At 71.9% G+C, this 13,304-nt stretch carries 10 protein-coding genes; 3 read left to right on the top strand and 7 right to left on the bottom strand.

Translation table 11 applies throughout. From position 1 onward, the window contains the following. The first annotated feature begins 797 nt into the window (after window positions 1–797). A complete protein-coding gene (locus AAHZ94_RS16025; RefSeq protein WP_349993559.1) occupies window positions 798–1,598 on the top strand; it encodes a S1 family peptidase in 801 nt (266 codons plus the stop codon). A 255-nt stretch (window positions 1,599–1,853) separates the two neighbouring features. On the opposite strand, the gene AAHZ94_RS16020 is transcribed toward AAHZ94_RS16025, so the two are convergent. Further along, window positions 1,854–2,954: an aminoglycoside phosphotransferase family protein gene (locus AAHZ94_RS16020; protein WP_349993558.1), complete on the bottom strand. Its 1,101-nt coding sequence runs from the start codon at window positions 2,952–2,954 to the stop codon at window positions 1,854–1,856. 324 nt (window positions 2,955–3,278) lie between these two features. Here AAHZ94_RS16020 and AAHZ94_RS16015 point away from each other — a divergent pair, with 324 nt between their 5' ends. Next, window positions 3,279–5,180 carry an amidohydrolase gene (locus AAHZ94_RS16015; RefSeq protein ID WP_349993557.1) on the top strand — a complete coding sequence of 634 codons (1,902 nt, stop codon included), beginning with the start codon at window positions 3,279–3,281 and terminating at the stop codon, window positions 5,178–5,180. A 129-nt stretch (window positions 5,181–5,309) separates the two neighbouring features. Here AAHZ94_RS16015 and AAHZ94_RS16010 read toward each other — a convergent pair whose 3' ends face one another. Beyond that, on the bottom strand, window positions 5,310–5,711 hold the full coding sequence (locus AAHZ94_RS16010) for a VOC family protein (protein ID WP_349993556.1): 402 nt from the start codon (window positions 5,709–5,711) through the stop codon (window positions 5,310–5,312). Between the two features lie 733 nt (window positions 5,712–6,444). On the opposite strand from AAHZ94_RS16010, the gene AAHZ94_RS16005 reads away from it, so the two are divergent. Further along, window positions 6,445–6,855 (top strand): chorismate mutase, encoded by a 411-nt coding sequence (locus tag AAHZ94_RS16005; protein ID WP_349993555.1) that lies wholly within the window; start codon window positions 6,445–6,447, stop codon window positions 6,853–6,855. 305 nt (window positions 6,856–7,160) lie between these two features. Here the strand turns inward: AAHZ94_RS16005 and AAHZ94_RS16000 are convergent, their stop codons facing one another. From AAHZ94_RS16000 to AAHZ94_RS15980, 5 genes are all read right to left on the bottom strand, one after another. Continuing rightward, entirely contained in the window at window positions 7,161–7,643 is a 483-nt protein-coding gene (locus tag AAHZ94_RS16000; RefSeq protein ID WP_349993554.1) for a carboxymuconolactone decarboxylase family protein, read from the bottom strand. Between the two features lie 384 nt (window positions 7,644–8,027). Continuing rightward, window positions 8,028–9,797 (bottom strand): ABC transporter substrate-binding protein, encoded by a 1,770-nt coding sequence (locus AAHZ94_RS15995; RefSeq protein WP_349993553.1) that lies wholly within the window; start codon window positions 9,795–9,797, stop codon window positions 8,028–8,030. Window positions 9,798–9,867: 70 nt separating this feature from the next. Then, a complete protein-coding gene (locus AAHZ94_RS15990) occupies window positions 9,868–10,875 on the bottom strand; it encodes an ABC transporter permease (RefSeq protein WP_349993552.1) in 1,008 nt (335 codons plus the stop codon). A gap of 1,078 nt (window positions 10,876–11,953) precedes the next feature. Further along, entirely contained in the window at window positions 11,954–12,694 is a 741-nt protein-coding gene (locus tag AAHZ94_RS15985; protein ID WP_349993560.1) for an enhanced serine sensitivity protein SseB C-terminal domain-containing protein, read from the bottom strand. Window positions 12,695–12,893: 199 nt separating this feature from the next. Next, window positions 12,894–13,304 (bottom strand): enhanced serine sensitivity protein SseB C-terminal domain-containing protein (locus tag AAHZ94_RS15980; RefSeq protein ID WP_349993551.1); only part of this gene is annotated, 411 nt, incomplete at its 5' end.

The raw sequence follows: 13,304 nt of genomic DNA, 5'->3' as shown, positions 1-13,304 counted from the left end.
CCCCCTTTTTTTTTAACCGATCGGGCCCCCCCCGACACCACCAAACGCCTTAGCGCGGGCCGCGCAAGAGGGTAAAAACCCACCCCCCCCCCCCCCGGGGGGGGGGCGGCCGCCGCGTTCCCCGTTGCCCGTTCCGCGCTGCGAACGGCCCGACGGACGCCCGATCAATTCCGCGTACGCGCATTTCGCGTACGTGGAATTTCGCATGCCCGCTTACGGTGAGCGGGCATTGTCGGCCATGGATTGCGGTGTGGTGTTTCGCCTCTACTGCATTTCCATGAACGCCTCCAACGGCTTTCTCGTAATGAGCCTTTGGGGCCTTCGGGCGATGTCGGGGCGTGGGGTGACTGGCCCGGAACGCGCGGTTTCGGGGGCTGCTGCCGGCTTGCTCGTGTGGTGCTTCTCGCCCGCTCTGAACTGCGGTGATGGCGCATCGCTGAGGTTGCTCGCGGGGCGGTGCGGGGCCGGTTCGGGGGCCTGTTGAACCCCTTGTGTCCGCATAGCGGAGAGTGCGGCGCGAGGTGATCGCTATGCATGCCCGGTAATGCGGCAGGCGCCAGCGCCGCCTGTGGAATCTGTCTGGAAAATCTTCTGTGGTGTCTGGAACATGACCCTTGCCAGCGCGTGCACAGGCTCCACATAATTCGAGCGGCACTTTCACGGTCTTGTTCCAATGAATCCGGACGTCGTGCGGTCCGCTGTTCCACGCTTCAGGGATGTGTTGTGGCAGCGGTAACCGGATTCTGGTTGTCATGATTCTGCCAATTGTGTGCTAACCACCCACGAGAGGACATCCGTTGAAGCTCATCAAGCACCTGAAGAGATGCGTCGTCGCGGGCGCCGTTGCGCTGGCCGCGGTCAGCCTGAGCCCCAGCACCGCCATGGCGCAGAGCGACCCGAGCGGTCCGAGCACCCGGGTCGTGGGTGGCACCCGGGCCGCGCAGGGTGAGTTCCCGTTCATGGTCCGGCTGTCGATGGGCTGTGGTGGCGCGCTCTACGCCCAGGACATCGTGCTGACCGCCGCGCACTGTGTGGACGGCAGCGGCCCCAACACCAGCATCACCGTCACCGGTGGTGCCGTGGACCTCCAGAGCTCCAGCGCGGTGAAGGTCAAGTCCACGCGCGTGCTCCAGGCCCCCGGCTACAACGGCAACGGCAAGGACTGGGCCCTGATCAAGCTGGCCAAGCCGATCAACCAGCCCACCCTGAAGATCGCCACCAACTCGACGTACGACAACGGCACCTTCGACATCGCGGGTTGGGGCGCCAACCGCGAGGGCGGTGCCCAGCAGCGCTACCTGCTCAAGGCCAAGGTGCCCTTCATCAGCGACGCGACCTGCAAGGCCGCGGGCGGCTCGTACAGCGGTCTGATCGCCAACGAGGAGATCTGCGCCGGCCTCCAGCAGGGTGGCGTCGACACCTGCCAGGGTGACTCCGGTGGCCCGATGTTCCGCAAGGACGGCGCCGGCGAGTGGATTCAGGTCGGCATCGTGAGCTGGGGCGAGGGCTGCGCCCGCGCCGGCAAGCCCGGTGTCTACACCCAGGTGAGCTACTTCTCTTCGGCCATCAAGTCCGCGGCCAGCTCGCTCCGCCGCTGACCCGGCACGCCGGGTGACCTGCGACCGGCGGTCACCGGCGAGCTGACGGCACCTCCGTACGGCACGGGCCGCGCCCCCTCCCGGGCGCGGCCCGTCTGTGTGCCTGGTGCGTGGGGCGGCCGTGTCCCCGGTGTGCGGGGGCCGTGTCCCTGGCGTGTGGTCCGGCCGGGTGCGCCGGGCTGTGTTTCCGGTTGGTTCCGGTACGCGGCGGGCCCGCGCCCCGGCGCGTGGGCCGGGCCCCGACGGTGCCGGTGGTCAGGGGCGGCGGGTCGGTACGGGCAGCAGGGTGGGCCAGCGGTCCCGCGCCTGCTGGTGCAGGGTGTGGCACAGGGCGCCGAACGCGCTCAACACACGCGATTCCTCGGTTAGTTCAGCCACCACGGCGAGCCGGTGGAGGAGGCGCTGGCGTGCCGTGCAGGTGCCCCACTCCCAGTCCTCGTGCACCAGCCGCGCCAACTGGTCGACCGGGCCCCGCAGGGCCCGCTGCCCCAGGGCGTCGCCGCGGCTCAGCCAGCCGGCGCAGGCGTCGGTGAGGTCCGGGTCGAGCGGTTCGCCGGTCAGCTCGCGCCAGGTGTCGGCGTAGGCGCCCTCGGCCCGCTGGAGCAACGCGGGTTCGGCCGCCGTGACGCACCAGCAGGTGGGGAAGCCGATGCGCAGATAGGCGAGTTCGACCAGGCCGCTGCCCCAGGAAGCCCCTTCCAGGTCGATGAACCTGACGCCGCACGCGGTGTGCAGGTCATTGCCCGGGCAGGGGTCCCCGTGCAGCAGGGCCCGGCCGGGCGCCGCGGCCAGCCGCACAAGGAGTGCGTGCAACTCGTCCGCCACGCCCGGCGCGACCGCCACCCCGAGCGCGTCGGCCAGCGCGAGGAACGCCGCGACGTCGGCTTCCGTCGGCCCCTGCCACCGCGGCAGCGCGTCGGTCACCTCGGGCCCCGCGCTCGCATGCAGTCGGGCCAGCGCCCGCGCGTAGGCCACGATCCAGTCCGGCGCCGGCGGCCGGTGCGTGAGGTGTTCGAGCACGATGAGCCGCTGCTCGGGGTCGGTGCCCCAGAGCGCGGGCACCACCGGGTCCACCGCCCGCCCGGCCATCCGCAGGGCGGCCACCTCGCGCCCGTACCGCTCATCGGCGTCCGCCGCGTCCACCCCGTCCACCACCTGCTTGACCACCGCGGTCCCGGCGTCCAACGCGACCCGCCAGACCCGTGACCGCGGGCTGGACTCCAGCAGTTCGGGCTCGCGCGGCGATCCGAGCCGGGCGTGCAGGGCCGCGCTGAACGGTGGGACGGCCGACTGCGGCGGCGGCTCCGGTGAGGGCTGTGGCTGCGGTGACGGCTGTGCGGGCGGTGTGGGTGGCATGGGGCGCATGGTGTCACGGGGGTGGGGGCGCGGTGCGGGTTGGTGTGGTCGGGGTGGGGGAGTCCGGTGCGTACGAACTGGGTGGTGGTCGTGGACCCGGGCGGTCTCGGAGGGGGCCGGGGTGGGGGATGGGCGGGCGCCCTCGGCCGCGGCCCCGTGCGCGATGCCTGACAGCGGCCAGGAATGTCGAGTTGAGCCAGGTGGTCACATCAAGTCGACGCGGTGTCGGGATGCTTGACGTGGTGCTGACCGCCAACTGATCATCCGGACATTCGTTTGCTCGGCCATCGCACGTCCCTACTCGCCGAACGGGAGACCTGTCCGATGTCTGCGTCTGATGAGCGTGCCGCCTCCGAACGCCCCGGTGCCGAACGTCCTGGTGCTGACCGCGCCGGCGCGCACCACGCCACTTCCGAACGCGCCACTTCCGAACGCGTCCTGCCCGAAGGCGCCGTACCCGAGTCTGCCGGTGCCGGTGCCGGCGCCGGTCGGGCCGCGGCGGGGCTGACCCGGCGTAACGCCGGCCGGCTGTTCGGCGCCGCCGCCGCGGCCTCGCTGTTCACCGCTGCGGGGCCGGCGTTCGCCGCCGCCTCGCAGCGGGCCGCGGCCGGGGACGGCCCTGCCGACCTGGTGTTCCGCAACGGCGACGTCCGGACGATGGACCCGGCGCGGCCGAGCGCGTCGGCCGTCGCCGTCCGGGCGGGCACGATCGTGTACGTCGGCGACGACTCCGGCGCCCGGGCCTTCGCGCGGGCCGGCACCCAGGTGGTGGACCTGCGGGGCCGCACCCTGCTGCCGGGCGTCAACGACACCCATCTGCACACCGCCGTCTACCGGTTGAACCTGCCGCCGTACGCGCTGGACCTGGGTCCGAGCGCGGTGCGCTCGATCGCCGACATCGTTGCCGCGGTGGCCGCAGAGACCGCGCGGGTGCCCGCCGGGCAGTGGGTGCGCGGCTCCGGCTGGAACCCGAGCCGGCTGACCGACCAGCGCGGCCCGAACCGCGACGACCTGGACCGCGTCTCGCCCGACCACCCGGTCTTCCTCCAGGACAGCGGCTACCACGTCAGCGCGGTCAACTCGCGCGCCCTGGCGCTGGCCGGCATCGTCGACGCCGGGCCGAACGCCCCGCGGACGCCCGGCGTCGAGTACGACGCGAACGGGCGCCCCACCGGCGTCCTGCGGTACGGGGCGCAGGCCCTGGTCCAACTGATCCTGCCGCCCTGGCCCCGCGAGCGGCGCAAGGAGGCCATCGCGGACGCGGTCACCCGGCTGCACGCGCAGGGCATCACCAGCTTCACCGATCCGGGCCTCGGCCCCGGCGGCGAAGGGCTCGGCGGCGGCACGCAGGGCACCGAGACCCTGGCGGCGTACGCGGAGCTGGCCAGGTCGGGCGGGTTGCGGGCGCGGGTGAACACGCTGTTCCTGCCCTGTTCGCAGTCGGGCGGCTCGGCCGCAGCCGTGCGGGCCGCGCTCGACGCGTTCACGCCGCCGACCGGGGTGGACCCGCGGCGGCTCGCGGTGCGCGGGGTCAAGCTGTTCTCGGACAGCGGCGGCGACCTGCTCGTCGAAGGCGCCACCAACGAGGAGCGGGCCGCCGAGCTCACCGAGATGATCCGCATCGCGCACGCCGCCGGCTATCAGGTGGGCGTGCACTGCTACCGGTGGGTGCCCACGGTCGTCGCCGCGTTCGTGGATGCGGTACGCCGCCATCCGCGCGCCGAGCCCCGCCACGTCCTGATGCACGGCCCGTTCACCCCGCCCGGCCTGCTGCCCACGCTGGCCGAGCACGGCATCGGCTTCGGCCCGCAGGCGCAGAGCTGGGCCAACGTGGTGCACGGGGCGGCGCAGGGCCCGGAGGGCGACGCGTTCGTGCCCTGGCGCTCGGCGGTCGACGCCGGCGTCCCCTTCGTCGGCAGCTCCGACGCCCCGGTCAACCCGCCGAACTGGCGCGCCGGCGTCAGCGCGCTGACCACCCGGATCGGCGCCTGCGGCGAGGTGCACGGACCGGACCAGCGGCTGACCCTGGACCAGGCCCTGGCCGCGTACACCACCGGCGGCGCCTGGCAGGACGCCGCCGAGTCCTGGAAGGGCTCGCTGACCGTGGGCAAGGTGGCCGACCTGTGCGTTCTCGAAGCCGACCTGCGGACCACGCCGCCGGCGGAGATCGCCGAGGTGCCGGTGGGGATGACGGTGTTCGACGGCGAGGTGGTGTACGGGGGGTGAGGGGGCGGCGGGCCGTCGCCCCGCGGGCGCGCGGGCGGTGATCCCGGATCGCCGCCGGCTCGGTGTGCGGGTTGATCGCCCCCGCGGGCGTGCGCGCGGTGACGTCCGCGGGGGCCGGGCGGGGCGCGCTCAGCCCGCGTCCGCCGCGGGCGGCAGGCCCTGGCCGTAGCACAGGCAGAACGGGTGGCCAGCGGGGTCGGCGAAGGTGAGGAAGCCGGAGCGGGCGCCGCCGGAGTCGTGGAGGAAGGTGGCGCCCAGGGCCTCCACCTCGTGCCGGGCGCGGATGACGTCTTCGCGCGTCTCGACCTCGAAGTCGAGGTGGAACTGTTGCGGGTGGGCCGGGTCGGGCCAGCGCGGCGGGCGGTGGTCGGCGACCTGCTGGAAGGCGATCTGTTGGCCGTCGGGTGCGGTGAGGGTCGTCCACGTGGCGTCGTCGGTGACCGGGTGCCGGCCCAGGACGTGCCCGTAGAAGGTGGCGAGCGCGGTGGGGTCGGGGCAGTCGATGACGGTGCACTGGAGTTTCGCGATCATCAGGGCAGCCTGCCCGGGGCGCGGCCGGGAGTCCACCGCCCCGCCCCCGACCGGCCGCGGCTCCCGCAGCGCGGGTGGGTGTGGGGGGGTGCGGACGCCGTACGAGGAGGTCCCCTTTGCCGGCCCTGTCAGCCTGGCCGGCCCTGCCTTGCGCTTGTCGGTCCTGCTGGCCCGCCGGCCCGGTGGGTGGTTGCCCCCGTGTCCCGAGGTAGCAGCCCGCCCGCTCGCCGTCGGCCGGTAGCGCAGGTTCCGCCACATCCCCGCGGGGTCGTGACCGGTCGTCGCCGCTGGTCCCGGCCCCGCGCGGACGGTGTCCCGGGGCGTGGTGCAGTGCGGCGCGCGGTGCGGTGGCGGGTGCGGGGTCGAACGGGCCGAGGGCGTGCGCGTGGTCCGGACCCCGCCGTCGGACATCCGGGGGTCGGTAGCCCCACCGCATCGGTTTGCCCCACCGCACCGGTCTGCCGCGCGGCATCGGCATGACGCGCCGCTGCCTGCCCGCAGGGATGCGCTCTGGTGCGGGCCCCCGCGGGTGGGGGCGGGGCGGGGCGCTCGGGCCTGGCATCCGCGCCTTCTCGGGGGGCGGGCCTGGTGCGTCGTACGGCGCGGACGCGGGCGTGGGCGGTGGGTCGGGCCGTGGGCCGTCGTGCGGTGGCCGGGTGGGCGATCACGTCGGCGGGTGCCCTGTTAGCGTGGCGCCGTTTGCCGCCCGTGACCGCATCGGGAGACCCACGCCATGAACGACCAGCCTGATCCGTCCGTACCCAGCACCCCGCCGGGCCCGCCCGGGCCACCCGCCGCCGGAGCCGACACCTCCGCCGTGGACGACGCGGCGGTACGTGCCGAACTGTCGCGGCTGCGGGACAGCATCGACAACATCGACGCCGCCGTCGTGCACATGCTCGCCGAGCGCTTCAAGTGCACCCAGCGGGTGGGCCGGCTCAAGGCCGACCACAAGCTGCCCCCGGCCGACCCGGCGCGGGAGGCCCGGCAGATCGCCCGGCTGCGCGAACTCGCCGGGAGCGCCAAGCTCGACCCGGGGTTCGCCGAGAAACTGCTCAACTTCATCATCGCCGAGGTCATCCGCCATCACGAGCAGATCGCGGACGACGTGGAGACCGGCGGCGGGGCGGTGGCCGGGCGGTAGCCGCCGGTACCGCAGCCGGCCCTACCCGGAGTCGCCCGTACCGCGCGCCCGTCCCCGGCCCGGCGCGCGGTGCGTCGTCGGGCCGGACCACCCCCGTCGCGCGGTCCGGCCCGGCGATCCTTCGGCCCCCCTCCCCCGTGGGGGCCGACGCGCCCGCTCCTTGCCCGGGGCCGGCACTGCCGGTGCCGGCTCCCTCTTCAACCGTTCTTCTTCCGTACGCGGTCGTGGCCGGGGAGCGGGCGTGGTGCTCGCCGGCCGGGCGCACCGCCGGGTGGGGTGTGCCCGGCCGGGCCGCCCGCTGCCGGTTACGACAGGTGGGCGTACTGGCCGACCACGTAGTCGCCGGCCGGCTGCTGGGTGATGAGGTTCAACCGGTTGAAGGCGTTGGTGACGGCGATGATGCCGGTGAGGGCGATGAGTTCGGCCTCCGTGTAGTGCTTGGCGGCCTCGGCCCACACCTCGTCGGAGACCCCGCCGGCCGCGTCCGCGATGCGGGTGCCCTCCTCGGCGAGTTCGAGCGCGGCCCGCTCGGCGGGGGTGAAGAGCGTGGCTTCCCGCCAGGTCGCGACCAGGTGCAGCCGCGCCGAACTCTCCCCTTCGTGCTCGGCCTCCTTGGTGTGCATCTCGACGCAGCGGGCACAGCCGTTGATCTGGCTCACCCGCAACAGCACCAACTCCCTTGTCGCCGTGGGCAACGGCCCGTCCGCGAACACCTTGCCGGCCGCGATCAGGTGCTTCACGGACGCCATCGCCTGCGGGCTTGCGAAGAAGTTCAACCGAGCATCCATCGTTCACTCCCGTGTCGTTCTCGGTGGCTACACCCCTGTGACGAAATGGCGCGGAGCGGTGTGACGGGGACGGGTGTGAGCTACCTCTCGTGGGTGCCTGGGGTGCCTGGGGTGCCTGGGGTGCCTGGGGTGCCAGGGGTGGAGCGGGTCGGTTGGAGTGGGCCGGGCCCGTCGGGGCGGGGCGGCTACTCCGGTGAGCCGGGTGCCCCCGCGGCCCGTAGCGCCAGGTAGTGCGCGCGGCGCTGGTCGTGGGGGGGCCCCGCCCCCCCCCCCCCCCCCCCCGCCGCGGTACGCGGCCCTCACCTGCCCTTCGTGCCTAGCGGCGGGTGCGCCGGGGGGCGGCTGGCCAAGCGCCAGACCTGCGGATACGGGTGGGGGTGATCATCACTTGACGACACCGAGCGCCTGGTAGTCGTAACGGCCGTTGTAGGCGTCGGACGTGTAGACGTTGGTGAGTCGGCTGCTGCGCCAGATGATGTTCTTCTCGAAGACGAACGGCAGGTAGACGGCGTGCTCGGAGACCAGCTTGTTCATCTCGGTGTAGATGCTGGCAGCCTTGTTCTCGTCCAGCTCGGCCTGGGCCTTCTCGAAGAGCTGGTCGATCTTCGGGTCGTTGAGCATGCTGTAGTTGTTGTTGCCGTTGTCCAGGATGTACTTGCTGTGCACCAGCGGCTGCGAGAAGCCCTGGCCGGTCGGGAAGTCCGGGCCCCAACCCATGATGATGATGCCGAAGTTGTGCTTCTTCACGTACTCCGGGTTGCCGATGATGCCCGAGGTCTGCGAGCCGTCGTACTGCTCGATCTCGACCTGGATGTTGATCTTCTTCAGCGACGCCTGGAGCGACTCGGCGGTGGCGACCTCGACGGGCTTGTTGTTGCGCACCGCGATGGTGGTCTTGAAGCCGTCGGGCTTGCCGCACTTCTTCAGCGCGTCCTTGGCCTTCGCCACGTCGGGCGCGCCACCGTTGGCGACCGCGCCGAACGGGTCGTACTTCGGGTCGGAGCCCTTGACGATCGGCGGGAGCATGTTGGTGGCGATGTCGCCACCGGCCTGCGGGCCGCCGCGGGCGGTCTGGAGCGACTTCTTGTCGGCGCCGTAGATGACGGCCTTGCGGCACTCGATGTTGTTGAACGGCTCGACGTCCTGCGGGAAGACCGCGTACCGGATGAAGCCGGTGAGCGGGTTGTCCAGGTTGCCGCGGTGCTTGCGCAGCGCCTCCACGCGGCCGGCCTGGCCGATGCCGGTGGCGTTCAGGTCAACGTCGTAGTCGCCCTTGATCAGGCGCTTGTCCATCTCATCGGAGTTCCTGATGAGGGTCAGCGTGACCTTGTCCGGAAGCGCCTTGCGGACCGGGTCCGAGCTCTGCTTCCAGTTGGGGTTGCGGGTGAGCTCCATCGACTTGTTGGCCGTGTAGGAGACCCACTGGTACGGGCCGGAGGAGAACGGCTTCTGGCCGTAGCGCGAGCCGGTGTCCTTGTCCGCGCGGGCCGGGGAGGCCGCCGGCATCGCCAGCATCTGCTCGAAGTCGCCGTTGGGCTTGGGCAACTTGAAGATGATGGTGGTGTCGTTCGGCGTCTCGATGGCCTTCAGGCCGAGCTTGTTCGGGTCCTTGTCCTTGTACGGGCCCTTGTACTCGCCCTTGGGGTCGAGGACCTCCTTGAGGTAGATCGGGCCGCCGGACAGCACGTCCTGGGCCCAGATCCGCTCAATGCCGTACTTGACGTCCTTGGACGTGATCGGCTTGCCGTCCTGCCAGGTCAGGTCGGGGCGCAGGGTGAACTCGTAGCGCTTGCCGCCGTCGCTGATCTTGGCCCGGGAGGTGGCCATGTCGGGCACGAGCTCCTGGCTCTGCTCGCCCGGGGCCGACTTGTGGGTGATCAACTGACGCGTGTAGAAGCGCGCGTAGTCCCAGACGAAGCCGTAGTAGCCGCGCTGCGGGTCCCATGAGTCGGCGTCCTGCGTGCCGATGAACTTGAGCGTGCCGCCCTTCTTGTCGGAAGGGTTGGCGATCTTGTTCTGCGCGGCGTTGAAGCCGGGTCCGTCGCCCTTCTTCTTGTCGTCACCGCCTCCGCAACCAGCGGTGGTCAGCAGAGCCGCGACGACGACGGCCGACCCTACGGCCAGTCTGCGCTTCGATGTGCGATGGGTTGTCACGATCTCGCAACCTCCGTGGTGGTGACGTTTCTTTGCCTAGCGTTGTTGCACTGCGAGTGGGGCGATGGGGTCAACGGTTCCCCTTGGGGTCGAGGGCGTCGCGGACGCCGTCACCGAAGAGGTTGAAGGCCAGCACGGTCACGAAGATGGCCAGGCCGGGGAAGATCATGAACATGGGTGCGATCTCGTAGGTGCGCACCGCCGTCGACAGCATCTGGCCCCAGGAGGCAGTGGGGGGCTTGACGCCCGCGCCCAGGAAGCTCAGGGCGGCCTCGGTGAGGATGTTGGTCGGGATCATCAGGGTCATGTAGACCGTGATCGGCGCGACCAGGTTGGGCAGCAGTTCCTTGAAGAGGATGTAGCGGCGTCCGGCGCCCAGGCTCTGGGCGGCCTCCACGTACTCGCGTTCGCGCAGTGACAGCGTCTGGCCGCGCACGATGCGGCCCACGTACGGCCAGCCGAAGAAGCCGATGACCACGACCAGCACGCCGATGCGCACGCCCGAACCGCTCAGTCCCCACAGCTCGCTGGGCACCACGGAGACCAGCGCCAGGATGAACAGCAACTGCGGGAAGGCCAGCAGCAGGTCCATGGTGCGGCTGATGATCGCGTCCGCGATGCCGCCGAAGTAGCCGGCGATGATGCCGAGGACGGTGCCGAGCAGGACGGCGACGACGGCCGACAGGAACGCCACGATCAGCGAGATCCGGGTGCCGTAGACGACCCGGCTGAAGGTGTCGCGGCCGTTGCTCGGCTCGACGCCGAACAGGAAGTCCTTGCTGATCCCGCCCCAGTCGCCGACCGGTTGGCCGCCGAGCAGGGCGTCGACGGTGCCGGGGTCGTCGTGGAACTCGTTCGGCGGGTGACCGAGCAGCTTGACGATCAGCGGGGCGAAGATCGCGACCAGGACGAGGAACAGCACGACGCAGCCACCGGCCAGCGCGAGCTTGTCCCGCTTGAGCCGCGCCCAAGCGATGCGGGCGGGCGAGCGCCCGGAGATCTCCTTGGCCGGGGCGTCAGCCGCGACATCGACAGCCGCGGTCTTCTCCGCGCTCGTGTCGTGCAGTGGTGCCGTCATCGTGGTGGGGACCCCTCTCGGGCCGGCAGTGACCGGCCCACGACCGCCGCTGTAGCGGCTTGGTTCACATCAGTTGGTGCAGAGGCTGCTGGACTGCGGTGGTGCGACGTGCGGTTGAGCAGACGGTGGAGCCGGGTACTGCCGAGTTGGTGCACACGCGGGCCGAGCGGGACGGGCGCTGCGCGAACGGTGGCGCGAGAGCCGGGTTGCGGATGTCCCTTCGCACGACGGCGCGGGGCCGCCGCGCGAGAACGCTGGCACGGGTTCGGTGCACGAGTGCGGACGGACCGGTTATTTCACTCGCAGCGCGTCACCCGTTCGGATCGTGTGACGCGCCACACGACCCCTGGAGCGGGAGTCTTCAACGCTGCTGCGATCACCCGCCAGACCTCATCGGTAATGGATGCGCAACTGTGATGTGGCCAGGAAGGTTCCGTTATCCGAACAGTGTTGACGGATGAGCGGGGCGGCGCCGGCCGGGTACGCGCCCGCCATCAGCACGTCTGACGGGCCGCTCGACGATGCGGCGGCCGGACGGAGAGCCTCCTTCGCGCCACGCTGGACGGGGCGGGGCGCCACCGGCGCACACCCGGGCGGCGGCGACCCGGCCGCCGAACATTTCTGGGGTTGACACCGGGGCGCCACCGGCGCACACCCATTCCCGGCCACGCCCCCGCGACCACATGTGGCCCGTCGCCGACCAACTCGCCCCGTACGGCGGTCACATCGCGGACATCTGCGGGCATCTGGCCGTCTGGTGATGCCCAGGGGGGATTCACTGTCGTACGAGGCGGTACGGGACGCCACGAGGTCGTACGAGATGGTGTGAGGTGATACGAGATGGTGTGAGGTAGTACGGGACAGCACCAGGCCGTACGAGGCGTTACGGGCAGCGACAACCCTTGCAAGGCGGTACGGATCAGTAGGGATCGCTACGGTGTGGTACGCGGAAGTGCGGGGTGGTACAGGTCGATTTGGGGTCGCGGGGCACCCCGCGCGACACCCACGCCACTTTCCACCTGCGGAGCACCCGCCCCTTGCAAAGCGCTCCCCCACACGGGGCGCAGCGGCCAGCGGCTCAGTACGGCTGGGGCTGGGGCGGGTAGCCGTATCCGGCGGTGGGCGCGGGGGCCGGGCCGTAGAGGTCGCGGTCGAAGAAGGGGCGGCTGTTGGCCCGCAGCCACATCGCCACCGGGTCGTACGCGTCGGCCATCGCAACCGTGGAGACCGGCAGCCCGTCGGGCACCGCACCGATGGACTGACGCATCATCAACCGTACGGATTCCACGGCGCCTTGGCTCGTGTCGTACAGATCGAGGCCGATCGCCAGGTACGGGCTGCCGAGCGCGGGCTGCACCCAGGCGCGACGCAGGGAGCGTACGGCGGGCGTGCGGTGGGCGTGTTGGCCGAGCAGCGCGTAGAACTGGTGCAGTTCGATGGTGGGTTCGCTCAACCGGAGGGGGCCTGCGGGCAGTCGGTCCAGGCCGGTGGCGATCCGCCGCAGGTCGAGCCAGGGGATGCCGACGCCGCCGCCGGGGGCGTGCGGGTTGAGCCACAGACCCCAGCGGTCGGGGAAGAGCGCGGTGGCCACCTGCCGGCCGCCGCCCACCTCGTGGGCGCGGCTCCAACCGCTGGCCGCGAGCTCCCGCGGCGAGGTCACACAGGGGGCGTAGCCGTGGCCTTCGATGTCCATGTTTCCGTACTGGGCGTCGGGCGAACCCGGCCCGCCCTGCCACAGCAGCATCCAGAGCTGCCCGTCGACGAGGGCGTGCAGCAGGCGTTCGTACGCGTCGAAGCGGCCGGGCGCGACGTGCCCCAGCGCCTCTTCGACCCGCCCGGCGGGCTCACCCGCCCCGCCTCGCCCGCCGCCGAGATACGAGTCGCTGCGCACCCCCCTGTCCGCGCCCGCGCTCACCTGGTTACGCCCCTTCTCTCAGCCGCTGGGCGGGGCGCCATCGCACGCCCCGTCCGGTCATCCAACCAGCTTACGAGTCCCCGTCGACAGCTCACCGGCGACGTCATACGTCCCGATCGAAGAACGGACGCACACGCCCCAGAATCCAGTCCGCCACCGGGTCCTGGGCTATGTCCAGCAGCAACAACTGCACCGGCCAGGCCACCGGGACCGCGCCGAGCGCCCGGCCGAGCGCGTCCGCCACCTGCGCCTGGGCCTGCGGGTCGGGGCGGTCGAGTTGGACGCCGACGAAGAGCGCGGGCGGCTCGCCCTCGACGCTGGCCAGCGCCCGGCGCGCGGTGCGCACGCCCGGGGTCGCGGTGAACTCAAGGCCGGCGGCGGCCAGGAAGTCCACCGGCTCGTCCTGCCAGTCGGGCTCGTAGAGCAGCACTCGGCCGCCGGTCGCGGGGGGGGGGGGGGGGGGGGGGGGGGGGGGGGGGGGGGGGGGGGGGGGGGGGGGGGCGCGGGGGGGGGG

It is taken from the genome of Streptomyces sp. HSW2009, from assembly GCF_040240285.1.
Lineage (GTDB): Bacteria > Actinomycetota > Actinomycetes > Streptomycetales > Streptomycetaceae > Streptomyces.
Note: the sequence above shows the minus strand (reverse complement) of the source record. Positions and strands in the feature narration are given on the sequence as shown.

Excerpts from the sequence above, each read along its gene's own strand:
- AAHZ94_RS16015 (WP_349993557.1), top strand. The coding sequence starts at position 3,279 with ATGTCTGCGTCTGATGAGCGTGCCGCCTCCGAACGCCCCGGTGCCGAA.
- AAHZ94_RS15990 (WP_349993552.1), bottom strand. The coding sequence starts at position 10,875 with ATGACGGCACCACTGCACGACACGAGCGCGGAGAAGACCGCGGCTGTC.
- AAHZ94_RS16010 (WP_349993556.1), bottom strand. The coding sequence starts at position 5,711 with ATGATCGCGAAACTCCAGTGCACCGTCATCGACTGCCCCGACCCCACC.
- AAHZ94_RS16005 (WP_349993555.1), top strand. The coding sequence starts at position 6,445 with ATGAACGACCAGCCTGATCCGTCCGTACCCAGCACCCCGCCGGGCCCG.
- AAHZ94_RS16000 (WP_349993554.1), bottom strand. The coding sequence starts at position 7,643 with ATGGATGCTCGGTTGAACTTCTTCGCAAGCCCGCAGGCGATGGCGTCC.
- AAHZ94_RS16020 (WP_349993558.1), bottom strand. The coding sequence starts at position 2,954 with ATGCCACCCACACCGCCCGCACAGCCGTCACCGCAGCCACAGCCCTCA.